The 23,439-nt window shown below is 45.9% G+C and carries 19 protein-coding genes and 1 pseudogene; 8 read left to right on the top strand and 12 right to left on the bottom strand.

Annotated elements, in window-relative coordinates:
- Positions 1–90: 90 nt before the first annotated feature.
- The gene (locus BACCOPRO_RS02290) at positions 91–321 is read right to left on the bottom strand and encodes a DUF4492 domain-containing protein (protein ID WP_008140521.1); all 231 of its coding nucleotides are present in this window, start codon (positions 319–321) and stop codon (positions 91–93) included.
- 144 nt (positions 322–465) lie between these two features.
- Here BACCOPRO_RS02290 and BACCOPRO_RS02285 point away from each other — a divergent pair, with 144 nt between their 5' ends.
- From BACCOPRO_RS02285 to BACCOPRO_RS02260, 6 genes are all read left to right on the top strand, one after another.
- Positions 466–1,809: a TolC family protein gene (locus BACCOPRO_RS02285; protein WP_008140517.1), complete on the top strand. Its 1,344-nt coding sequence runs from the start codon at positions 466–468 to the stop codon at positions 1,807–1,809.
- A 34-nt stretch (positions 1,810–1,843) separates the two neighbouring features.
- A complete protein-coding gene (locus BACCOPRO_RS02280) occupies positions 1,844–3,064 on the top strand; it encodes an efflux RND transporter periplasmic adaptor subunit (protein WP_040311067.1) in 1,221 nt (406 codons plus the stop codon).
- A 9-nt stretch (positions 3,065–3,073) separates the two neighbouring features.
- Entirely contained in the window at positions 3,074–3,820 is a 747-nt protein-coding gene (locus BACCOPRO_RS02275; RefSeq protein ID WP_008140515.1) for an ABC transporter ATP-binding protein, read from the top strand.
- A 25-nt stretch (positions 3,821–3,845) separates the two neighbouring features.
- Positions 3,846–5,066: an ABC transporter permease gene (locus BACCOPRO_RS02270; RefSeq protein WP_008140514.1), complete on the top strand. Its 1,221-nt coding sequence runs from the start codon at positions 3,846–3,848 to the stop codon at positions 5,064–5,066.
- Positions 5,067–5,230: 164 nt separating this feature from the next.
- The gene (locus tag BACCOPRO_RS02265; RefSeq protein ID WP_008140513.1) at positions 5,231–6,277 is read left to right on the top strand and encodes a sensor histidine kinase; all 1,047 of its coding nucleotides are present in this window, start codon (positions 5,231–5,233) and stop codon (positions 6,275–6,277) included.
- A gap of 14 nt (positions 6,278–6,291) precedes the next feature.
- Entirely contained in the window at positions 6,292–7,029 is a 738-nt protein-coding gene (locus tag BACCOPRO_RS02260; protein WP_008140512.1) for a LytR/AlgR family response regulator transcription factor, read from the top strand.
- Positions 7,030–7,250: 221 nt separating this feature from the next.
- On the opposite strand, the gene BACCOPRO_RS02255 is transcribed toward BACCOPRO_RS02260, so the two are convergent.
- The 10 genes from BACCOPRO_RS02255 to BACCOPRO_RS02210 form a co-directional block, all read right to left on the bottom strand.
- Positions 7,251–8,495 carry a sensor histidine kinase gene (locus tag BACCOPRO_RS02255; RefSeq protein ID WP_008140511.1) on the bottom strand — a complete coding sequence of 415 codons (1,245 nt, stop codon included), beginning with the start codon at positions 8,493–8,495 and terminating at the stop codon, positions 7,251–7,253.
- 1 nt (position 8,496) lies between these two features.
- Entirely contained in the window at positions 8,497–9,861 is a 1,365-nt protein-coding gene (locus tag BACCOPRO_RS02250; protein WP_008140509.1) for a sigma-54-dependent transcriptional regulator, read from the bottom strand.
- 151 nt (positions 9,862–10,012) lie between these two features.
- Positions 10,013–12,355, bottom strand: coding sequence for an ABC transporter permease (locus BACCOPRO_RS02245; protein WP_162231583.1), 2,343 nt, complete (start codon positions 12,353–12,355; stop codon positions 10,013–10,015).
- Between the two features lie 52 nt (positions 12,356–12,407).
- Positions 12,408–13,994 carry a hypothetical protein gene (locus BACCOPRO_RS02240; protein ID WP_008140503.1) on the bottom strand — a complete coding sequence of 529 codons (1,587 nt, stop codon included), beginning with the start codon at positions 13,992–13,994 and terminating at the stop codon, positions 12,408–12,410.
- Positions 13,995–14,027: 33 nt separating this feature from the next.
- Complete coding sequence (locus BACCOPRO_RS02235) at positions 14,028–16,370, bottom strand: ABC transporter permease (protein ID WP_008140501.1); 2,343 nt, start codon at positions 16,368–16,370, stop codon at positions 14,028–14,030.
- Between the two features lie 12 nt (positions 16,371–16,382).
- Complete coding sequence (locus BACCOPRO_RS02230) at positions 16,383–17,063, bottom strand: ABC transporter ATP-binding protein (RefSeq protein WP_040311106.1); 681 nt, start codon at positions 17,061–17,063, stop codon at positions 16,383–16,385.
- 44 nt (positions 17,064–17,107) lie between these two features.
- Entirely contained in the window at positions 17,108–18,370 is a 1,263-nt protein-coding gene (locus BACCOPRO_RS02225; RefSeq protein WP_008140499.1) for an efflux RND transporter periplasmic adaptor subunit, read from the bottom strand.
- A 13-nt stretch (positions 18,371–18,383) separates the two neighbouring features.
- Positions 18,384–19,715 carry a TolC family protein gene (locus BACCOPRO_RS02220; RefSeq protein ID WP_169306508.1) on the bottom strand — a complete coding sequence of 444 codons (1,332 nt, stop codon included), beginning with the start codon at positions 19,713–19,715 and terminating at the stop codon, positions 18,384–18,386.
- 301 nt (positions 19,716–20,016) lie between these two features.
- Entirely contained in the window at positions 20,017–21,144 is a 1,128-nt protein-coding gene (locus BACCOPRO_RS02215) for a glutathionylspermidine synthase family protein (RefSeq protein WP_008140497.1), read from the bottom strand.
- Positions 21,145–21,158: 14 nt separating this feature from the next.
- Entirely contained in the window at positions 21,159–21,512 is a 354-nt protein-coding gene (locus BACCOPRO_RS02210; RefSeq protein WP_008140496.1) for a hypothetical protein, read from the bottom strand.
- A 133-nt stretch (positions 21,513–21,645) separates the two neighbouring features.
- On the opposite strand from BACCOPRO_RS02210, the gene rfbA reads away from it, so the two are divergent.
- Complete coding sequence (rfbA, locus tag BACCOPRO_RS02205; protein WP_008140494.1) at positions 21,646–22,551, top strand: glucose-1-phosphate thymidylyltransferase RfbA; 906 nt, start codon at positions 21,646–21,648, stop codon at positions 22,549–22,551.
- Between the two features lie 4 nt (positions 22,552–22,555).
- A complete protein-coding gene (gene rfbC, locus BACCOPRO_RS02200) occupies positions 22,556–23,125 on the top strand; it encodes a dTDP-4-dehydrorhamnose 3,5-epimerase (RefSeq protein ID WP_008140493.1) in 570 nt (189 codons plus the stop codon).
- A 158-nt stretch (positions 23,126–23,283) separates the two neighbouring features.
- On the opposite strand, the pseudogene BACCOPRO_RS18445 reads toward rfbC, so the two are convergent.
- A pseudogene (locus tag BACCOPRO_RS18445) lies at positions 23,284–23,439 on the bottom strand (carbon-nitrogen hydrolase); the annotation flags it as partial.

Raw genomic sequence — 23,439 nt, 5'->3', positions numbered from 1 at the left:
GGCCGTCAAGGCAAACTGCGCACGCGACCAGTCAATCATCGAAGTGTCGATACTTTCCAACATACTACATCAATATTAATTATTAAACAATCAGTCTTCCAAATTCCTGTCAGCTCTTTCTATCAATTCACTCCCTACATACTCCTGTTTCTCCATCTGATCTTTCCCTTTCAGAAAAGAAGGAAAGAAAAACAACTTCAGGACAAAGAACATAAGAAACAATTTGATCAGAATCAAAACCCAAAGTGTCCGGCCAATCGTCATTCCACGAAAACCGTCACGATAAAAGGTATAAATGCTAATGATATTCTTTTTAATCATAATCTATTTTTATAATAATTACAAAGGAAGCACTTTATCGGGAAAAAACAACACTTTATCCCGAAAAAATATCCGGAAATCCATCTCTTTTGTACTTCTCTATAAGGAGAATTACCTTTGCAATGTCATAAAAACAAAGGAACAATGAAACAACGAAGTTTATTTTTAATTGCGACTCTTGCAGCCAGCCTGCATCTTTCCGCGCAGGAAGGCAAGCAATGGACCCTGAACGACTGCATCAACTATGCTCTGGAAAAGAACATTCAGTTGCAGCAGAATAAGCTCTCGCTGGAAGAAAGTGAAATCGACATCAAAAGTGCCCGGGCAGCTCTCTTTCCCAGCTTATCGTTCAGTACGGGACACAATATCGTGAACCGTCCCTATCAAGAGAACAGTGCAACCGTAAGCGGCAGCGAGATCATCAGCAGTGACAGCAAAACCACTTACAACGGCAGTTACAGTCTGAATGCACAATGGACACTCTGGAACGGAGGAAAAAGACTGAATAACATCAAACAGCAAAAGACTAACCGTGACATTGCAAACCTGACAGTAGAAGAAACTGAAAACATGCTTCAGGAAGAAATTGCCAAGATCTTTATCCAGATCCTCTATGCTGATGAATCCGTAGAGATCAACAAAGGAACACTGGAAGTAAGCCAGGCAACTTACGAACGAGGCAAAGAGTTATTCAAAGAAGGCAGCATATCAAAAGCTGACCTTGCACAGCTGGAATCACAGGTAAGCAACGATCAATATCAACTGGTTACAGCCGAAAGCTCCCTGAGAAACTACAAACTCCAGCTGAAGCAGCTGCTGGAACTGGATGGTACTGAAGAAATGGATCTGGTACTGCCGGAACTCAATGATGAACATGTCATGGAGTTGCTTCCCAGCCAGCAGGACATTTATCAGACAGCGCTGAACACCCGTCCTGAAATCCAGAGCGGAAAGCTCAGCATTGATAATGCCAAACTGGCAATCTCAACGGCCAAAGCCGGATATTATCCAAGTATCAGTCTGTCGGCCTCAACCTCCAGCATGACCAACAATGCCAGTCAGAACAACTGGGCCCAACAGATGAAATACGGATGGAACAACACAATCGGTGTCAGCCTGAGTATTCCTATCTTTGACAATCGTCAGAACAAGACAAACGTCCAGAAAGCCAAGATACAATACTCAACAACGCAACTGGACCTGGTCAACAAGCAAAAGGAACTTTACACCACCATTGAAACTTTATGGCTGGATGCCCTCAACGCGCAACAGCAATATGCTGCGGCTGAAAGCAAAGTAAAAAGCAGTCAGACCAGCTTTGACATGGTCAGTGAACAATTCAATCTGGGTATGAAAAATACCGTCGAGCTGCTGACTGAGAAAAACAACCTGCAAAGTGCCCGGCAGGAACGTGTCCAGGCTAAATATATGGCCATTCTGGATCGCACATTGCTGAACTTCTATGCAGGACAGGAAATCAAACTATAATCCATTCAACGAGTCTGTTTCAAAAATCCAAATTATGAATAAGAAAAAAACTATTATCACGTCTTTGGCTGTCATCGTCATCGCAGCCGGAGGATACTGGATATTCGGAAGCCCCAAAGCTCAAAATAAAGTAGACTTCTCCACTACAGCAGTAAAACGAGGAAATATCAGTAATTCCATTACAGCAACCGGTACTATTGAACCTGTAACTGAAGTACAGGTCGGAACACAGGTTTCCGGTATTATCGACAAAATCTATGTTGACTACAATTCAGTAGTCAAACGCGGACAGCTCATTGCTGAGATGGATAAGGTGACATTGCTCAGCGATTTACAGTCGGCACAAGCCACTTACGACGGAGCAAAGGCCGAATATGAATACCAGAAAAAGTTGTATGACCGTAACAAGACTTTGCACGAAAAGCAACTGATCAGCGATACAGAGTACGAACAGAATCTTTACAACTACCAGCGCGCGAAGAGTTCCTATGAGGAAAGCAAAGCCGGACTGGCAAAAGCTGAAAGAAACCTGTCGTATGCTACCATTACTTCACCGATTGACGGAGTTGTAACCAGCCGGGACGTTGAAGAAGGACAGACCGTCGCTTCCGGATTCGAGACCCCGACCCTCTTTAACATTGCAGCCGATCTGACGAAAATGCAGGTAGTGGCCGATGTAGACGAAGCAGACATTGCCGGAGTGAAAGACAGTGCCAGAGTTACATTTACCGTCGATGCTTATCCTGACGACGTATTCGAAGGCAGAGTTTATCAGATTCGTCTGGGAAGTACAAACAGTACCTCAAGCAGCAGCTCCACAACCAGCAGCGAGACTGTTGTAACATATGAAGTCGTCATCACAGCAGACAATCCGGATCTGAAACTGAAACCGCGTTTGACTGCCAATGTCACCATCTATACAGATACCCGTGAGAACGTACTGACAGTTCCGAACAAGGCTTTACGCTTCACTCCGGAAAAGACACTGGCCAAAGGTCTTAAGATTCAGGACTGCCAGGCACAGCATAAAGTATGGACACTCGATGCAACAGGCTTTACAGCACATCCGGTGAAGATTGGTATGAGCGACGGCAGTAACACGGAAATTCTGGAAGGAATTGCCGAAGGCTCACAGGTTGTGACTGAAACCATTGTCAAGAGCGAAATGCCCGAAATGGCAGCCGGGGAAAATGGTGGTGAACAGAATCCGTTCATGCCAGGCCCTCCGGGAAGAGACAAAAAGAAAAATAAATAAGGAACAGCCATGAACAAGATTGTAATTGAACTCCAAAATATCAAACGAAACTTCCAGGTGGGAGATGAAACGGTACATGCCTTGCGTGGCGTTTCTTTCTCCATCCGGGAAGGAGAGTTTGTCACCATCATGGGAACATCCGGTTCCGGTAAGTCCACCTTACTGAATACACTGGGATGTCTGGATACTCCCACCAGTGGTGAATATCTGCTCGACGGCGTATCCGTACGCACGATGAGCAAACCGCAACGAGCAATTCTTCGTAACAGAAAGATTGGTTTTGTATTCCAGAACTATAACTTGCTGCCCAAAACAACAGCCGTAGAGAATGTAGAACTTCCGCTGATGTACAATTCATCCGTATCAGCAGCCGAGCGTCGCCGCAGGGCTATCGATGCCCTGATGGCCGTCGGCCTGGGAGACCGCCTGGAACACAAGTCAAACCAGATGTCAGGAGGACAGATGCAACGTGTAGCCATTGCCCGCGCACTGGTCAACAATCCGGCCGTTATTCTGGCGGATGAGGCAACCGGTAACCTGGATACACGTACCTCTTTCGAAATTCTGGTATTGTTCCAGAAACTGCATGCGGAAGGACGTACCATCATCTTCGTCACACACAATCCAGACCTGGCCCTTTACAGCAGTCGTAATATCCGGTTACGGGACGGACACGTGATTGAAGACAAAACCAACGATCACATTCTTTCGGCAGCTGAAGCACTCGCAGCACTGCCAAAGAACGATGACGATTAATACACCTTATTATATATAAGACGATATGAACGGAACAAACCTATTCAAAATAGCGCTTCGCGCACTGGCCAACAACAAGATGAGGGCTTTCCTCACCATGCTGGGTATCATCATCGGTGTTGCCTCAGTGATTGCCATGCTGGCTATCGGACAAGGCTCCAAGCGAAGCATTCAAAAACAGATTTCCGAGATGGGATCAAACATGATCATGATCCATCCCGGGGCTGAAATGCGAGGCGGTGTACGGCAGGACCCTTCATCCATGCAAACGCTGAAGCTGGAAAACTATGAAACCCTGAGCGAAGAATGCATGTACCTTTCTGCCATCAGCCCGAATGTCTCCGCATCCGGACAGCTGATTTCCGGAGCCAACAACTATCCTTCTTCCGTCAGCGGCGTAAGTATCGGCTATCTCACCATCCGTCAGCTCTCCGTAGAACAGGGCGAAATGTTCAGTGAAGAAGATATCCGGACTGCAGGTAAAGTCTGTGTCATTGGAAAAACAATTGTAGACAACCTGTTTCCTGACGGCAGTGATCCTATCGGAAAAATCATCCGATGCAATCAGGTTCCTCTCCGTGTGATCGGAGTCCTGAAATCCAAAGGATACAACTCCATGGGACAAGACCAGGATGACGTGGTACTGGCTCCTTACACAACAGTAATGAAACGTCTGCTCGCCCAGACCTATCTGAGTGGTATCTTTGCCTCAGCTCTGACTGAAGACATGACGGAAGAAGCCGTAGACGAGATCACTACTATCCTGAGACGTGAGCACAAACTGAAAGAAGAGGATGATGACGATTTCACCATCCGTACCCAACAGGAACTCAGCTCCATGATGAACACGACAACCGATCTGATGACCACCCTGCTGGCCTGTATTGCAGGAATTTCACTGATTGTAGGTGGTATCGGTATCATGAATATCATGTATGTGAGCGTAACTGAACGTACCCGTGAAATCGGACTCCGAATGTCAGTAGGAGCACGAGGCATAGACATCCTGTCCCAGTTCCTGATCGAATCCATCCTGATCAGTATCACCGGAGGTCTGATTGGCGTCATACTGGGATGTGGAGCATCCTTCATTATCAAGAGTGTGGCTCACTGGCCGGTATTTATCCAACCCTGGAGCGTCTTGCTTTCGTTTGCCGTATGTACCCTGACCGGAGTGTTCTTCGGATGGTATCCGGCCAAGAAGGCAGCCGACCAGGATCCGATCGAGGCTTTGCGCTACGAATAAATTTAATAAACCTGGAACAACTTTGTTCTTCATAACTTTGGTTTCCTGGTCCGGTTGCGAATCGTGGTAGATTTGTGCTTCTCCATTACAAAACTATCCCTCGCGGCCAGACCTTTTTTTAAAAGAAATCACTATCTTTGTTCATGTTAACATCTCATATACCCATGAAATCCGTCAACGAAACCACAAGCCGGCCATTCGAGTTTATCATTCATACCATCTGCTGGGGAATGTTCTTTGGATTCTCGCTGTTCTTCACCCAACGTGACAACGGAACCATCGACTGGAATGCATTTCTACATCATTCCCTTGTCCCTGCATCCTTCTTTGTCATCTTCTACATCAATTATTTTCTCTACATACCCCGTATCCTTTTTCGCAATCACCTGAAGCAGTTTCTGCTCCTGAACCTGCTGACGATCCTTGTATTCGCAGTACTACTGCGGGCGTGGCACGGCATTTACATGCCCCCTCCTCCCCAACAGTTCCGCCCCAGTCCACCTGTCTTCATTTTCTATCTGCGTGATATTGCCAGTCTGGTATTTACTGTAGGACTCAGCGTAGCCATCCGCATGAGTATCCGATGGAGCGAAGCGGAAGCAGCCCGAAGAGAAGCCGTGAAGAGCCGGATGGAAGCTGAACTGAAAAGTCTGCGCAACCAGTTGAATCCTCACTTTTTGCTGAATACCCTGAACAACATCTATGCCTTGATTGCCTTCGATACAGACAAGGCCCAGCAAGCAGTCCAGGAACTCAGCCGCCTGTTACGCTATGTCCTGTATGACAATCAGGAAAAATACGTTCCGCTTTGCAAGGAAGTGGGATTCATTTGCAATTACATTGAACTGATGCGCATACGAGTGACCGAAGACGTAGATATCGAAACTCATTTTGACATCAAGCCTGACAGTCAGACTCCTATTGCACCGCTTATTTTCATCTCACTGATTGAAAATGCATTCAAGCATGGAATCTCTCCGACTAATCACAGCTTTATCCACATCAGCCTGACTGAAAAGGACGGACAGGTAAATTGCGTCATACGCAACAGCAATTACCCCAAGAATGAGAATGACAAAAGCGGCTCCGGCATCGGACTGGAACAAGTGCAGAAAAGGCTGGAACTGCTCTACCCCGGACGGTACAAATGGGAATGCAACCTTAGTGAAGACCAAAAAGAATATTATTCCTCAATTACGGTAACCACTTAAAAAGAATAACGAATATGAACCTACGTTGTGCTATCATAGATGATGAACCTCTGGCTTTAGGACTATTGGAAAGCTACGTACGAAAAACTCCATCCCTTGAACTCTGCGGACGCTACTCAAGCGCCATTCAAGCCATGCAGGCACTTTCCGAGCAACCTGTTGACTTACTTTTTCTGGACATTCAGATGCCTGAATTAAGCGGACTGGAATTTTCACGCATGATTCCGGAAAGTACACGGATCGTCTTTACGACTGCCTTCGGCCAATATGCGTTAGACGGCTACAAGGTGAATGCACTCCACTACCTGCTTAAACCCATCAGCTATAACGATTTCATGGAAGCAGTCAATAAAGCCATCCAATGGTTTGAATTACGGCGGAAAGCAGAAGGAAACAATCAGCCTGCGGTCTCCTCACCCGCTGTTATCAACGATTATATCTATGTGAAAAGCGATTACAAACTGGTTCAGATAGAACTGGACAAAATACTTTACATTGAAGGCCTGAAAGATTATATCAAGATCCATATCGAAGACAACCCGCGTCCGATTCTTTCCCTGGTGAGCATGAAAGCCATGGAAGAAAAGCTACCGGCAGACCGTTTTATCCGTGTCCACCGTTCTTTTATCGTACAAAAACAGAAAATCAAAATGATTGATAAAGGACGCATTGTTTTCGGAAAAGAATACATTCCTATTTCAGACAGCTACAAGCAAGAGCTACAAATTTATGTTAACGAACATATTATTTGAAAGATGTTTGTAGCGTAAACAAAATAATGCGCAAAAAGTTCATTTTTTTTGCACTTTATTTTGCAAGGAATTAATTTAACACCTATATTTGTGCTGTACATAATAAGTGGAAGTTGTGAAACTTCCTTATTAGAATAGTTTAGTTAAGTCTAGTTTAGTTTTTGTGTTGTGATACTCCTGGCAATAGAGATTGCCGGGAGTATCTTTTTTATATCTGTATTTTATTTGAAATGCAGGAGAAAAGTAGTCATCCGCTGATCGCTGCGTGCAAGTGTCAGCGTACCGTTATGCAAACGCATAATCTGCCGGGAAAGACTCAGACCGATACCGGTGCCTTCCTGCTTGGTTGTATAGAACGGAACGAAAATTTCTTCCTGACTCTCCGCACTGATCGGCCGGCCATTGTTTGAAACAGCAATCTTTATCGTTTCGGCAAAATCAATTTCTGCCGTAATCTTTATTTTGGTTGCTCCAGCCTGCAAGGCATTTTTCACCAGATTGACAAAAACCTGCGACAACTGATTCTCATCAGCATACAAAAGGATGTCATCGGATTTCTCCTCATACAGAAAAACAGCCCCAGCCTGATGAACAGACTCCCGCGTAAGATGTTCCACCTTATCAATCAGTTCACGTACGAAAAAAGGTTTCTTGACAGGTGCTGAAACATGGGTCAGACTCCGGTACGTATTGACAAATTTAATCAAACCGTCAGACGAACTGGCTATGGTATCCAGTCCCAGTTTCAGTTCTTTCCAGTCGATCCGGTCTGACCGGTCCGTATCTCCCACTTCCTGCGAGAGAGTATGACTCAATGAAGCAATCGGAGTTACCGTATTCATAATCTCATGTGTAAGTACCCGGATCAGCCTGTTCCATGAAAGTTCTTCATTGTGTACCATCTCCCCCGTGATATCATTCAGAGCTATAATTTTCACCCGCTCCCCCTGAAGCAAAGCCTCTGATGCTGAAATAGACACTGCAATTTTTCCCTGTTCGTTATAAAACAGACTTCGCTGTTCGCTGTTGGTAGAGACTTTCCAGAAAGCATCTTCCAGTTCTGCACTTACAGACCGCAGCTGGCGAACATGGCTCAATGTAGCCAGCCCCAGCAGATTCAGGGCCGAAGAATTGCTGTAAACCACCTGCCCTTTCCGCTTCTCAGACAACTCCACCACAACAATTCCAGTATGTACCTGCTCCAGCATCCAACCATAATACTTTTCCTGTTCGGCTATTTCCTGACGCTCCCGGTCGTACAAAACATGAATCCGATTCAATGTCCGGTTAAAACGGCGATACCAGAACTTCTCTTCGCTGAAATGAAAATTCGTCTCCTTGTCTTCCAAAGCATCCAGCATATAATTCAGTTTACGATAAATCCTCCGGAGAAAATAAGCTCTGGAAACTATAGCCGAAACCACAGCGATGGCCAGAAGAATAAGTATAAGTGTCGGACTATTCATATCAGATATTGTACTTCTTCAGTTTTGCATACAACGTAGGACGACTGACATTAAGTGACTTTGCCACATGCGTCAGGTTTCCGTTAAAACGGCTCATTGCGGCCCGGATCGCTCTTTCTTCCACCATTTCGAGAGTCTCTTCGCCTTGGGAAGCCTCCGATTCGGAAGCTGGAGATGAAGACAAATGAAAATCCTCCACATCCAGCAACTCCCCATCAGCCAGAATAACCGCCTTCTCTATACCGTTCTGAAGTTCCCGGATATTTCCGTTCCAGCGGCTGGAAACCAAAAGTTTTTCCGCCGCACCGGTCACTCCTGTCACCGGACGATGATATTTCTCTGCATAACGGGCTATGAAGAGTTTCGCCAGTGGAAGAATTTCATCCTGCCGCTCACGCAACGGCGGCAATTCAAGACGAATGGTATTGATGCGATAATAAAGGTCTTCACGAAATGTTCCGTTGCGCACCATTTCCTCCAAATTCTTATTCGTTGCACAAATCAGCCGGATATCAACCGGTACCGGATGTGTATCTCCTACTTTCGTTACCGAACGGTTCTGAAGAACCCGAAGCAGTTTCGCCTGAAGGTGCAAAGGAATATTTCCGATCTCATCCAAGAAGAGTGTGCTTCCATTCGCCTGTTCCATCTTTCCCACATGATCGGCATATGCATCAGTAAAAGCACCTTTTACATGTCCGAACAGTTCACTTTCAAATAATGTTTCAGTAATCGCTCCGGCATCGACACAAACCATCGGCTTCAGCCCCCGGTCAGACAAACGGTGAATTTCTGCTGCCAGCACATCTTTTCCGGTTCCGTTTTCGCCGGTAATCAGGACACTGGCTTCCGTTGGAGCAATCTTTTCCACCGTACGGCGGATTCCGGACATAACCGATCCTTCTCCCCAGTACATTTTCGCCACAGCGGAAGATTCCGTTTCTTTAGCAACAGTTTTTCCGGTCTTCCCGGACTTTTGAACCACCTTATCGCATGCAGCCTGCAACACGGAAACCAGTTTCTCATTGTCCCACGGCTTCACAATAAAATCAAAAGCACCCCGCTTCATTCCTTCCACCGCCAAGGCAATATCCGCATAAGCAGTAAAAAGTACCACCTCGGTCTGTGAACTGATCCGCTTGATTTCCGAAAGCCAGAATAATCCCTCGTTTCCCGTATTGGTATCAGTCTCAAAGTTCATGTCCAGCAGAACTACATCCGGACGGAAATCACGCAAACATGCATGAATTGCCGCCGGAGAAGCAAGCAGTTCCACTGCATTAAAATATTTGGGCAATAAAATCTTCAAGGCTGCCCGAATGCCTGAATTATCATCTACAACCAATATCTTTCCTTTACTCATCATGGTCTGTTTCTCTTTTTATCTTTCAAAAATAGGAATTTTCAGATAATCCTCATCGTCTTTTGTTTCTTTTCCTTCTAACTTTATTACTCTACTATCAATTAGAATGATCGGATTACAGCATAGGGCAAACGGCTTCCCCACCTTATATATACTATTCAGCAGAAAGACTGTCACGCGGTACTTCACGGGCTATCGTAGCATACATCACAGACACAAGCACTGCCGTAAGAATCTGCATCAGAATAAAAACCAAGATAAAGACAACAGGCGTAACCGGTATGCGGAAGGCAAAGTTGCCCAACCAGTCAGAAACCATCCACCATGAAAAAGGAAGTGCCAGCGCAAAAGCGATACAGACAAGCCAGAAATAAGGTTTAAGACCTAAGCCTATAATATCGGTAAATTCAGCTCCAAACACTTTCCGCAAAGCAATTTCCTTCCGCTTGTAATATATGTCAAAGATTACCAAAGCAAACACGCCGACCAGTGACAGAACAACCGCCAGCAAGGAAAAACATAAAAGGATGGTCCCGAACCGGACTTCCCTCTGATAGAGAGAATTCAGTAACTGATCATAGAATTTAACTTCCACCGGATAAGCTGCATCCATTCTGGCAACCGTCTGCCGGATATGTGTCACGGCTGTTACGGCATCAAAACCTTTTTTCAGCCGGATGTAAACGATCGGCAAATTATGCGAAGAAGAAGATGATACAGAGAAGACTATCGGAACTTTCTCCTTCCGGGCCGAAGTAAATGCCACTTCCTCACAAATGCCGACAATCTCTCCATCCAGGTCATTGAGAGGACCGATACCGACTCCATAATGATCGCGCAAAAAAGCATTGATGATATATCCTGAATCCGTGTCACCGGTAAAATTACGTCCTTCAATAATGCGGATTCCCATCACATCAAAGAAATTCGGAGAGCACCAGATCCGATAAGTTTCAGCCTCCTCACCTTTCCATTTCATTCCCCAGGTAGAATAAGAATCCTGCCCACCGACATATTCAGTTGCAAAAGCCACATCTTCTACCTCCGGATACTGCCGCAGTGTCTCCTGCAACCAGGAACTCTGCTTCCCGGCCATCTCACTTGTCAGTTCAACGATCGCCAGCTGATCCTGGTCAAACTTCGTACTGGAATGCATCATCATCCGGTTCTGCAAATAAACAAAGGCTATGAAAACCATTAATGAACATGCAATGGCATATTGAATTACCAGCAGAACGCTTTTGATTCTCCGGCCAGAAGGTGTCAGGCCATAGTTTCCTTTCAGCAACAGAGCCGTCGGGAAAGATGTCACAAAATAAGCAGGATAAAGACCTGCTACCATCCCTACCAGCAAAGCCCCGCATACAGTAACCGCACAAAGCCACCCGTCACTTTCCATCGAAACCGGTTCCTGGATAATACCCAACCCGACAAACCATCCGGAAGCAGGAAAACTTAATCCGACAGCTACCAGACTGGTCAGCCCGACTAAGCAGCCCACCTCCAGCACCTGTTCCAAACGAAGCATTCCAACCGTTGCTCCCAAAATCTTCCGCGTATTGACTCCACGCAACCGCAAAGGCATGAGAGATATATAAAAGTTGATAAAGTTGAACATTCCCACAAAGACTATCAGAACCGCAATAAGAATCAATAAATAACTCTGCATACGGTCGCCCAATTTAAACACTTGAGTCTCTATCTCGTTTTCATTAAAGTAAATATCCTGAAGCGCAGTCAGATGAATTGGGCTAAGATAGGGATAGCGGACAAAATCAAATTTTCGGTTAAACTCATCTTCTACCAGTAAAGCATTTCCCGGATCATCCAGGCGTAAATAGCAGACAAAATTGGAACAGTCGAATGATCCCAATAAAGATTCCGGTATAGGAGCCAGAATATTGTTATCCAACTGGGTATTGCCAGGCACGTCTTTATAAACCGCTCCCACCTGCCAGTCGGAAAGCTGCAGAAAATAAGCCGACTTCGACTCCATCCGCACCGGTTTGCCGACAGGTGATTCTTCCCCGAACATCCTTTTAGCCAGACTTTCAGGAATCACCAGCTGATTCGGTTTCAACAAAGCATCACGGGAGCCTTCAAGCACTTCGATACCAAAGACATCGAAAAAATCAGGACTCACCAGATTCACTTTATGTTTATAGCCTTCCCGGTTACCATCAGCCTCCGTCACTGTCAGATAAGCCTCACCCCCATACGGACAAAACATAGTGCCCGCTTTCACATGAGCCGAAGAATGGATAATCGACTCGGCATAGCCCGTTGGAAGAATGGAACGGAAGAAAGAAACTTTCGGCATATCCACTTTGAAGATACAATCCGATTTCGGATAGCATCTGTCAAAATTCCATTCAAAACGGACATAAGCCATAATCATGATGAAAGCTGTAAAAGCCAGTACCAGACCCATTATATTAAGTATAACCGGTATCGGATATTTCCGGACCAAGGTTTTGATGTTATTATATATTTCCATAAGGCTGTTCATTTATATATAGTTCGTTTGTGTTGCCCGCTTCTTGAAAAAGTTATTCAAACATAGGATATCTCTTTTCATCCTTTATCCCATTAAGCTGGTTAATTCTCCATTCTTTCGTGAAGTCTTCCAACCGTAATCCTCTATATGGATATTTATCTCCTGACAATTTACATCTGCGCTTTATTTCATCAACAAACGAGTCCGTGTACATTTCTTCTACCAGAAAATATCCGACTTTATCCATTTCCAGCGGCTGAAGAAAAACATAAGCATCAAAATTTTCCTCAAACGTACCGGCAATGGGAACACCCTGATACTCCAGCTCAAAATCACATGGCTCACGTCCAAAAGGAGAATCGGCCAGAGCAAAGGCCACCGGCTTGTTTCCATTCATCCGAAAGACAAAATCAAACAAACCTTTCCTCACTTTTCCAAAGACATTGCCCGAGTTATCACCCCATACCGTATGAAGTTTTACAGCATACACTTCTTCGTCTGAAAATTTCTGCTTCAGAAGATTACCCAGACTTGGAACGCCATTGGCATGTTTGCAGGCATGATTACCGCCCACTATAAACAAATGTCCCCGTGAGTTCTGATTTTCCCGAATTATCTTCTCGGTCATATCAGCCATGCAGGTATCCCGATCCTGAAATGTATATCTTTCCCAGCGTTTAACATCATCCTCTGTTTGAATATCCAGCCATGACAGACCAAAATCAGGAAAGATGACCCGTATTTTCTTTGCCGGAGATAATTTTTGATTAACCTCCCAAAGAGCTATCAGGAACTCATACATTCCTTTATCATTCCAGCCATACTGATAATCACCGCCCAAAATATCCAAAAGCAATTGTCTGTCCAGCTTTTCTCCATTCATGAATTGATTGATACGGTCCTGATTCCCTGTTTTCATCTCCAGGAAAACAGTCCCGGCGGTCTCCGGAAACTCAGGCCTTCGGATCAGCCGTTTCATCAGATCCCAGGAAGGCTTATAAAAATGATGTTCTCCATATAGGACAATCCGATGTTGCTTCAGGGCCTCCAAAAGGAATTCTTCCGGCTCCCGGCCATGTGACTGGATATAACGGATAAAGGCCGTCGTATCTGTTGATACATGCGAGATATGAGAAGTATATTTCGCATACCGGTCTAAAGTAGGAGCCAACTTTTCCTTTAACCAGAGCTGACCTTCCTCAATCGATTTCACAGGTTGTTCTCCGGCATTTACCCATCTGCCATTCTCAAAGACCGAACCGGTCAGCATATACCCATATTCATCTCCCCAGCCCTCAAATGTGGAAATCACCCCTGCAACAGAATCATTGTAGTAGACGACCTGCTTCACTTCCCGGTTCAATATTTCCTCTTTTACTTCTGGTCGTACTTTACGGTTTTGATAACTTTTGCCCAACGGACAAAAACGGAATGTATAGATTTTATCAAAGCAAACAGAATCATTTCCTTTCACCTGCATATAGGCAGACGCTGTAAATGCACCTAATGGAGATGATAAATCAATTGTATCTTTCAATTCACTTACTTTTTTATCAACCCGGACGATATGCCTGAATTCAGCTTTCATACCTATATTCCCCAATACCAATAACCATAGTATCAAGACTACTTTTTTCATTGTAAGACAAATTTTACAGATAACACAAACAAATTATTCACTCTTCAGCGAAAGGACCGGATTGGCACGGGTGATCTGCAAACTGTTTATCACCACGGTGACGGCTACAATCAACGCAACGATCAGATCGGCAGCCAGCAGATACCACAACGAAACAGTCACCTTCTCGGAGAATTGCTCCAGCCACAAACCGGAAACATAATACGCTGCCAGGTCACCCACTATGGCTGCTGCCAGTACCCACTTCATGATTTCACTGACAAAAAGAGAAAGAATTTCTGAAGAGGTAGCTCCATTGATCTTACGGATAGCAATTTCTTTACTTCTCCGTTGCGATTCATCACGGATATAGCCGATCAGGCCCAGGAAAGCTATTACAATAGAAAAAAGACTGCCGATCAGAATTGTATTCTTCATCTTCCGGTTATCGTCATACATGCTTTGCATCACCTGCTTGTACGAAAATATTTCTATATCTTTTCCGGTAATTTCCTTCTGTACATCTTTCTGGATTTCCGATATGACTTCAGGAGTCAGCTGTTTTACCTTGATTAATACATAAGGCATAAAATCTGCATACAGCTCCGGATCTGCCGTAAACCGGATGCTGGGACGTTCATCATTACGCGTCAACAATCCGATCCGGTAATCTTCATAGACTCCTGTAATTGTCAGAATTCCCTGGTTCATCCCCGATGAATCAGAATGTTCCGTTACATAAATTTCTTTACCTATCGCACCGTCCTTCCAGTCGGCAAACTCCTTCATCTTCTCTACGAACTTCCGGCTTACAGCGACTTCCTGAATAGTCTCCGGTACACGTCCTTCCAGCATCGGAATCTCAAAGAAATCGAAAAATCCTTTCGTTCCGGCATATTGGTCGGCAATATTAAACAATTCCCGATCATCCCCCGGCAGATAAATATTATTTCCCGAACAATAATCGAAAGGAAGCCCGTAACAGCGTTCCACATCAACCACTTCCGGATTCGACGAAATGGCAGCAATGCTTCGGCTCGCCTGTAACTGATCCACACCCCGGACATTATAATAAAGAACATTCTCATAAGTATATCCCGGTCTGTCGTTCAAAGCCTTGTCGTATTGGGCAGCAATGACAAACATGAAGCACACCAGAAAGATATTGATCGCAAACTGTACCCACAACAGGGCCAGTTTCCATTTCCGTCTGTTCTCACGGTAATTCCGGAAAGCTACACCGACCGGAATCTTATCATACAAATAACCGGGAACAATCGTAGAAACCAGAAACAACAGGAATATGACTCCGATCAATACGCCAATGGTTTCAGGAATGAAGAGAGCTCTCAGACTCGCTCCCAGCAAATCTTCAACCAATGGTTTGGCAGCCCAAACGAGAACTGCGGAGAACCCCAGTGCCATCAGCAACACTTTCATCGTTTCTTTACACAACATCTTATAGATATCCCAGCGGCCTGCACCATAACATTTATGAACTCCAATCTCTTTCGACCGGCTTACCATTTCCGAGATCGTGATGAGGATATAATTCATCAACGAAATCAGAAGCAGAACCAACGAAACAATCGAAAGAATGACAATCATATTCCGCACCTGCGGATCGGAAGTATGCAGCTTATCAAAAGCCGACAGATAATACCAGATCTTACTCCCGCTTTTTTCCAGTTCTTCCAAAGGCTGGTTCTTTTCCTGCATTGAATGGATCGCATCCGTCAGGGAAGACGGATCAACTCCTGCTTCCAACTTGACAAAACCGACATAGCGGTCGTTTCCCAACCAATTCTCCCGGCTCCATTTATTATATGATTCCATAGAAAGCAACAGATCGTAATCCAGACTTCCATTTTCCGGGAAATCTTCATAAATACCACCGACCGTAAATTTCCAGCCGGACGCATCTTCGTTATAAAGAACTTGTCCGACAGCTTTATCAATGCCTCCCATCTTCTCGGCAAACGAACGGCTTACCATCGCCATTCGTGGTTGCGACAGGACCTGAACCGGATCTCCTTCCAGAATATTCCGGTCGAATACATGGAAAAAAGAAGTATCTGCCAGAACCAACTTGCCGGAAACCTGCCGCCTGTCTTCCGTATAGTATTTATCGCTTTCAAACAAGAAAGTCGTGCGGGTTGCATATTCCACACCGGGTACATATTGTTTGAATCCGGGTGCAACTCCACCACTAATCTGATTAAAATCATTTACTGCTCCTTGCCTGGAAACTCCGGTCTTGATGATATAAATCCGGTCTATATCTTTATAAAAGCTATCATACGCGGATTCAAAGCATACTTTGGCAATCAAGACACAGCCAATTGCCAGACCAACCCCCAGCGAGAAGACTTTCAATATCCAGTTTCTCTTCTTCATAACTCAAGTCTTTTACAGTTCATTTCTGACATCACTGACAATCTGCCCGTCAAACAGATTGATTGTACGCTGAGCCACCGAGGCATCCTTCTGTGAGTGAGTTACCATCACAATGGTCGTTCCTTCCGAATTCAGTTCCGTCAGCAAATCCATAACTTCCTTACCGTTTCTGGAATCAAGATTACCGGTAGGTTCATCGGCCAGTACAAGTTTGGGATTTGAAACGACGGCACGCGCAATTGCCACACGCTGCTGCTGACCACCGGACAGCTGTTGAGGGAAATGCTGGGCACGGTGACTGATATTCATCCGCTTCAGGATTTCCGTAACCCGCCGTTTCCGTTCGCCGGCTCCTATATTCAGATATTTCAGGGGAAGCTCCACATTCTCAAACACGTTCAGTTCATCAATCAGATTAAAACTCTGGAACACAAAACCGATGTTTCCTTTACGGAATCTCGTACGGTCCCGTTCCTTCAACTTAGCCACTTCCTGTCCCATCAGTTCATAACTTCCGCCCGAAGGATTGTCAAGCAGTCCCAGAATATTCAGCAAAGTAGACTTGCCACACCCGGAAGGTCCCATGATGGCTACAAATTCACCTTCCTTGATTTCGAAGGACACACCGTTCAATGCTGTTGTTTCAATTTCTTCTGTACGGAAAATTTTACTAAGATCTGTTACTTTAATCATAATTGTCATTCCATTTATTCGTTTTACATTTTCCCATTCCTTTTTTATCGTTTCAATATCAGGCAATCATTGTCTCCCAAATTATCATAACCGGAAGTAATCACCTCCTCACCCGGCTCAAGCCCTTCCAGTACCTCGTAATACTGAGGATTTTGCCTTCCGATACGGATTTCCCTCTTATAGGCTTTCGAGCCATCTTCGGTTACGACATAAATCCAACGCCCACCGGTTTTCTGATAAAAAGTGCCCCGGGGAATCATTACCGCTTCCTCCGGCTGTCCTAACTGCAAGTTCAGACTATACGTCTGTCCGGTACGGATATTTTCCGGAAGTGTGCCGTCGAATTTGAAATCGGCCTTGAATTTACCGTCTCTCACCTCCGGATAGACTTTCCGGATCACAGCCTGATATGATTCATCCTGACGTTCAAACTGAGCCTCCAATCCGGGCATTACCCGGTCGATGTAATGTTCATCAATCTGAGCCTCGATTTTATAACTACTCAGGTTATTGATCTGTCCGATCTTCATGCCGGAAGAAACGGACTGCCCCAGAACGACATCCAGCAGTCCCAGCTCGCCGTCTATGGGTGCCGTAAGAATCAGATGTTCCTTGCGACGGCGGATCATCTGCATGTTCACCCGCATGTTACTCAGACTTTCCTGCATCTGCTTCACCTGAATATTCCGGTACAGACTGTCCTGAACGGCCCGGTTCTTCACCAGTTCCAGCCGGCTTTTCGCCAGATCATAGTCCTCTTCTGCCCGCAGATATTCTTCCCTGGCAATCAGCTCTTCCTGATAAAGCTGCTTCTGGGCTTCATAGGCCCGGCGGTTCCGCTTGACATCTGTTTCCAGCTGCAACATTTCCTGATGTACACTCAGTTTTTCCTGCTCCATGGAAATCAGCGTATTCCGCAACAGGTTTTCCTTCTCGGCCAGATCTGCTTCTGAGTTCAGAATCTGCATATCCAGATTTTCGTTCTTCAGCTCCAGGATCTTATCGCCAGCTTTAACCTGCGCTCCTTCTTCCAGAAAAATCTCATGTACGACTCCCGACTCCAGCGGACTGACCTGAATGGTCGTCATCGGCTGTACCTGCCCGCTCACCCGGATATAATCGTTGAACTCACCCGAAATCACTTCACTGACCGTAAGCGTATCAGCATTGACCCGAAAGGTACGCAAGTCGCTCCGCAACAGGAGATAAGCTACGAAGACAACCACCAGTCCCCCCAGCCAGTAAGGAAGTTTCTTTTTACTGAACAATTGTGCTATTCCTTTTTTTGATTCTATTTTCCGATCCATAAGTATCTGTGTTTTATTGATTCAAATAACTGATTCCCTGATAATACTTGACTACGCTGCTTTTCAGCAGATACTGGAAACGGGCATTCAGCAGTTCTGCCTGTGCATTCAGATAATCATTCAGGACTGTCCGGAATTCTATCGGAGAAATCAGTCCCTGCATCAGCTTTTTCTCATTCAGGCGATAGGCCTCTTCCTGTACCATCGAGCGTTTCTCTGCCTGAAAGAATGCAGCCAGAGCTCCCTGACTGTCCTGTGCAGCCCGGGTTACTTCCGACTCAATATCGTGTAAAGTCTGTTCATACTCGGCCTGCATACGCCGCAGACCGTTCTTCTTTTTAGACAGGCTGGAGAAACGGGAAAGCCGGTCGTACAAAGGAAACGACAAACTCAACTGAACATATTCACCTCCGTTGTTCCGGAATTGGGAAGCAAAAGGAACTGCTGTATAATCCGTCCGCCCGGGATAAGTATAATAGCTGGTCGACCATCCCCCGCTCAGTGACAGAGAAGGAAGAAACTGCCAGCGGGCTGTTTTCAGTTCATAACGGGCCTGCTCCATCTTTCCTTTGGCAATGCGGGCTGAAGGATGATTCTCACGGGCAAATCCGGCTATTTCCGCCACCGACTCCAGGCAGTTATCTGTTCCGGTAAACGGTTCCTTTACTGCCGACATATCTACAGCCAGTGTATCTTCCATCGGCCAGAGCATCAGAGCTTTCAGGGAAAGCAAGGCATCTTCCCGCTGGTTCATGGAATTGATCAGCTGATATTCCCGGTCAGCCAGATCCGCTTCCATCTGCACCACATCGGCACGTCCCTTCTGTCCGAGCTCCAGTTTTCTCCTTACCAGAGTTACGTTTTCACGGGCTTCCTCTATCCGTGATTTCATTACAGCTACCATCTGGGAATGGAACAATACATTATAGTAAGCTTCCATCACAGCCAGACAGATTTCATCCTCAACTTTCTGTTCTTCGGAAATCCCCATCTTCACAGCAATGTTGGAAATCCGGATGTTGTTCAAGGCAGAAAAGCCATCAAACAAAGTAATGCTACCACTGACCGAATAACCATTGTTGAAGGAAGTGCTGCTGATGTAAGTATTTGTTTCCGGATCGACTGCACGCCCGAAGTTACTGTAAGCATAAGTTCCCGCAGAAACGGTCGGAGTAAAAGCCTTCAGAATTGCATCCCTTCTTTCAATCAGCGCATCGGCATAAGAAGCGTCCTGTATGATTTTCTTCGTGGAATGTGCCACTGCATATTCCATGCAGGCATGCAGTGACAAAGGTTCCTGTGCCATCACTGCCGCACTCAGCCCCATTCCTATTGTCCAAATCATTATTTTTCTTTTCATCATATGTCCATTTTCTACCTTACAGGAAACAACGACCGTGCCAGAAATATAATCTGCTGATCATCGGAAGATTATAATTTCTGGCACGGTCTGCAAGTGTAACGAAACTTTACAGTTGTGTAAAATAGATTAACGGATCATCATCCAACAGGCCCAATAATCTGACAGGAAACCGGAGAACAAATGAAAGGCCTCGGGCTTTTTTAAAAACGTCGGGACGTTTTAAGCAAAAGAATTCGGGCTTTTAATGAAAACGCCGAAACGTTTTTTCAAAGCCCGAAACATATTAGCCGACAATGATATGGGGAACAAATTCTGAAAGATTATCCGTTACCTCGGAACGGTTTTCGCGAATACCGATTCCCGCCGGCTCGCCCCCCACAATCCAGGAACCGATCACCGGATAACGGCCCTGATAGACGGTCGGTTCCACATATTGCTGATAAACATAAGCTCCTGTATTGTATTCCCCTTCCGTCTCCGGCAAGCGGATCCGCTCTTCCCAATCGTGAATCTCCAGCATACTTACATTATGTCCTTCGCGTGAAAAGACAGGCTTCTTGCAATATAAGCCAGACTGGGGACGGGACAGGTAACAAGGCAGCACATAGGGAGAATCGGGAAACAGTTCGAACAGGGTACAAAGAATAGCCTTATTTGACATGACCAGCTTCCAGACAGGTTCAACCCACGTTACGTCAGCCAGACATCCGGCAGGACTTTCATCGGCCATCCATTCCCAGGGATACAATTTAAAGCAACGCTTCACTACATCTCCGCTGGGATCATGAAAAATGCCGTCTTGCAGGTCCAGATCATTCATATCGAGTACACGGGTCGAAAAACCCGCTTCCATGGCCGTACTGGCCAGATATTGCAGCGTGCCCGTATCTTCTGAGTTATCCAGCACACCGGCAAAATGTATCGCTCCTCCTTCCGGGAAAATATCCTTCCACGATTGCACCAGTCCTTCGTGAATGCCGTTGTACTGGTCATACTGCGGACAGACATCTTCCTTCCACTGCCACTGGATCACGGATGCTTCCAGCAAGGAAGTCGGTGTATCGGCATTAAACTCCAGAATCTTCGGAATTCCGTTCCGGTCGAGCAGAAAATCAAAACGGCCATAAAGACTGAGTTCATCGGCATCCCAGGAATCACGGATCCGCTCGCATACTTCACGAGGCAGTCCGAGCGCACGTTCCATCCACTCCGGCTTTTCTTCTATCAGATAAGCAGCAGCCTCACAATACATCCGGTAAGCCTCAGCAGTAGCCGTTTCCAGCTGCTCTATCTCACGGGCCGTAAAATGATAACATGCTTCCTCGCGCCAGTAATCGCCATGGAAATCAAATCCCAAAGCTTCAATTTTCTCCCGATAGCCGGAACGGGGTACAACAGGTACTCTCTCCATACATACTCCTTTCCTTATGCATGCACACTGCCCGAACGATGCGTTGTGCCGAACACCTTTCCGCTGGATTTCGCACCCGAAGCTGCCGACGTGCGTACCTTGACGCCCTCAGGAGCATGAACACGAGTTCCGTTTGCATCGGTCCACGAACCGGACTTGGGATAATAGTAATGAGTCGTGGTCAGGCCATTGGCCAGAGAAGGCATCAAAGCCCAACGCATCAGCATGGCATTGTAAATCCAGCTGTTTCCCTGTGCATCCCGGTATTCCTCCTGATCCTTCGGATTCTCGGGGAGTTCGGTTTTCTGTGTACATCCGGCAAGAGCCATCAGACACATTGCCGCAACCAAAAAGTGTTTCTTGTCCATTCAGTCATTTTTTTATTCTCCGGACAAAAATAAGGAAATTTCGTCAAACCCTGAGTTTCCGGCAGAAAACTTTGCCTCTTTACAAAAAACTTTCTTTCTTTGTATACATAAATCATTTTTATTCTGAACGACAATGAAAGGTATTGTTTTAGCCGGAGGTTCAGGCACACGCCTTTACCCCATCACCAAAGGAGTTTCCAAGCAATTACTCCCCATCTTCGACAAGCCCATGATTTATTATCCGATATCGGTGCTGATGCTGGCCGGTATCCGCGAGATACTTATCATATCTACCCCGCACGACCTGCCGGGATTCCGCCGGCTGCTGGGCGACGGCAGTGACTTCGGCGTACGCTTTGAATATGCAGAACAGCCCTCTCCTGACGGACTGGCACAGGCTTTCCTCATCGGAGAACAGTTCATCGGCAACGATGCAGCCTGTCTGGTTCTGGGCGACAACATCTTCCACGGCAACAGCTTCACCGTCATGCTGCGCGAAGCTGTCCGCATGGCTGAAGAAGAACAGAAAGCAACGGTATTCGGCTACTGGGTAAGTGACCCGGAACGCTACGGCGTAGCTGAATTTGACAAGGACGGCAACTGCCTGTCCATCGAAGAAAAGCCGCAGCACCCCAAATCAAACTATGCGGTAACCGGACTGTATTTCTATCCGAACAAGGTCGTGGAAGTAGCCAAAAGTATCAAACCTTCGGCACGCGGCGAACTGGAAATCACTTCGGTCAACCAGCGTTTCCTGGCCGACGGCGAACTGAAGGTACAGACACTGGGACGCGGCTTTGCCTGGCTGGATACGGGTACGCACGACTCACTGGCCAAAGCATCCACTTATATCGAAGTGATCGAGAAACGGCAGGGACTGAAAGTGGCCTGTCTGGAGGGAATCGCCTACCGGAAAGGATGGATTACCGCAGAAAAAATGCGCGAGCTGGCTCAGCCTATGCTGAAAAACCAGTATGGACAATACCTGCTGAAAGTGATTGATGAACTAAAACATACAGACAAACCTAATCTGGATTAACAGAATGAATATTATCAAAACCTCTATCGAAGGCCCTCTTATCCTGGAGCCCAGAATCTTCAGAGATGACCGCGGATACTTTTTTGAATCTTTTTCCCAGCGCACTTTTAATGAAGAGGTACGCGAAATCCATTTCGTACAGGACAATGAAAGCAAATCGTCTTACGGAGTAGTGCGCGGACTTCATTTCCAGAAGCCACCTTTCACACAAAGCAAGCTGGTTCGTGTCATTCAGGGCGCCGTACTTGATGTAGCTGTTGATATACGTCGCGGATCTCCTACTTTCGGACAATACGTGAAAGTGGAACTCACGGGAGAAAATCACCGTCAATTCTTCGTTCCACGCGGATTTGCCCACGGTTTCAGCGTACTGACAGACGAGGTGGTCTTCCAGTATAAATGCGACAACTTCTATGCACCTCAAAGCGAAGGTGCCATTGCATGGGATGATCCCGATCTGGGTATTGACTGGCAGATTCCCGCAGACAAGGTCATTCTCTCGGAAAAAGACAAACATCATCCCCGTCTGAAAGATGCGGAATGGTTGTTTGACTGGAACGAGAATCTCTATTAAAGACCGGGCGAGCGCAACTATTATACATTGCCCGCAACGCAAAATCCCCTTGTTCCTGTTCTCAAACTGTATTTCCAGAATCCTGTAAATCGAATTCGGAGATACAGCTTCAGCAACAAAACCGGAACAAGGGGATTCTTATAACTGACAACCTGATACTATTTTTTCATCTTCAATTCATACAAGTCGTTGCGACGGTCGCGCAAATTGCGCACGCTTCCATACGTATGCAGTTCATTCAGCAAATCAAGATCCACATCTGATACAAGAATCATTTCCGTATTAGGCGTGGCTTCAGCACGTTTTCCGTCAGT

Source organism: Phocaeicola coprophilus DSM 18228 = JCM 13818 (assembly GCF_000157915.1).
Lineage (GTDB): Bacteria > Bacteroidota > Bacteroidia > Bacteroidales > Bacteroidaceae > Phocaeicola > Phocaeicola coprophilus.
Note: the sequence above shows the minus strand (reverse complement) of the source record. Positions and strands in the feature narration are given on the sequence as shown.

What these genes read in the sequence shown, in the direction of transcription:
- BACCOPRO_RS02290 (WP_008140521.1), bottom strand. Translation starts at nt 321, where the DNA reads ATGATTAAAAAGAATATCATTAGCATTTATACCTTTTATCGTGACGGT.
- BACCOPRO_RS02285 (WP_008140517.1), top strand. Translation starts at nt 466, where the DNA reads ATGAAACAACGAAGTTTATTTTTAATTGCGACTCTTGCAGCCAGCCTG.
- BACCOPRO_RS02280 (WP_040311067.1), top strand. Translation starts at nt 1,844, where the DNA reads ATGAATAAGAAAAAAACTATTATCACGTCTTTGGCTGTCATCGTCATC.
- BACCOPRO_RS02275 (WP_008140515.1), top strand. Translation starts at nt 3,074, where the DNA reads ATGAACAAGATTGTAATTGAACTCCAAAATATCAAACGAAACTTCCAG.
- BACCOPRO_RS02270 (WP_008140514.1), top strand. Translation starts at nt 3,846, where the DNA reads ATGAACGGAACAAACCTATTCAAAATAGCGCTTCGCGCACTGGCCAAC.
- BACCOPRO_RS02265 (WP_008140513.1), top strand. Translation starts at nt 5,231, where the DNA reads ATGAAATCCGTCAACGAAACCACAAGCCGGCCATTCGAGTTTATCATT.
- BACCOPRO_RS02260 (WP_008140512.1), top strand. Translation starts at nt 6,292, where the DNA reads ATGAACCTACGTTGTGCTATCATAGATGATGAACCTCTGGCTTTAGGA.
- BACCOPRO_RS02255 (WP_008140511.1), bottom strand. Translation starts at nt 8,495, where the DNA reads ATGAATAGTCCGACACTTATACTTATTCTTCTGGCCATCGCTGTGGTT.
- BACCOPRO_RS02250 (WP_008140509.1), bottom strand. Translation starts at nt 9,861, where the DNA reads ATGATGAGTAAAGGAAAGATATTGGTTGTAGATGATAATTCAGGCATT.
- BACCOPRO_RS02245 (WP_162231583.1), bottom strand. Translation starts at nt 12,355, where the DNA reads ATGGAAATATATAATAACATCAAAACCTTGGTCCGGAAATATCCGATA.
- BACCOPRO_RS02240 (WP_008140503.1), bottom strand. Translation starts at nt 13,994, where the DNA reads ATGAAAAAAGTAGTCTTGATACTATGGTTATTGGTATTGGGGAATATA.
- BACCOPRO_RS02235 (WP_008140501.1), bottom strand. Translation starts at nt 16,370, where the DNA reads ATGAAGAAGAGAAACTGGATATTGAAAGTCTTCTCGCTGGGGGTTGGT.
- BACCOPRO_RS02230 (WP_040311106.1), bottom strand. Translation starts at nt 17,063, where the DNA reads ATGATTAAAGTAACAGATCTTAGTAAAATTTTCCGTACAGAAGAAATT.
- BACCOPRO_RS02225 (WP_008140499.1), bottom strand. Translation starts at nt 18,370, where the DNA reads ATGGATCGGAAAATAGAATCAAAAAAAGGAATAGCACAATTGTTCAGT.
- BACCOPRO_RS02220 (WP_169306508.1), bottom strand. Translation starts at nt 19,715, where the DNA reads ATGATTTGGACAATAGGAATGGGGCTGAGTGCGGCAGTGATGGCACAG.
- BACCOPRO_RS02215 (WP_008140497.1), bottom strand. Translation starts at nt 21,144, where the DNA reads ATGGAGAGAGTACCTGTTGTACCCCGTTCCGGCTATCGGGAGAAAATT.
- BACCOPRO_RS02210 (WP_008140496.1), bottom strand. Translation starts at nt 21,512, where the DNA reads ATGGACAAGAAACACTTTTTGGTTGCGGCAATGTGTCTGATGGCTCTT.
- rfbA (WP_008140494.1), top strand. Translation starts at nt 21,646, where the DNA reads ATGAAAGGTATTGTTTTAGCCGGAGGTTCAGGCACACGCCTTTACCCC.
- rfbC (WP_008140493.1), top strand. Translation starts at nt 22,556, where the DNA reads ATGAATATTATCAAAACCTCTATCGAAGGCCCTCTTATCCTGGAGCCC.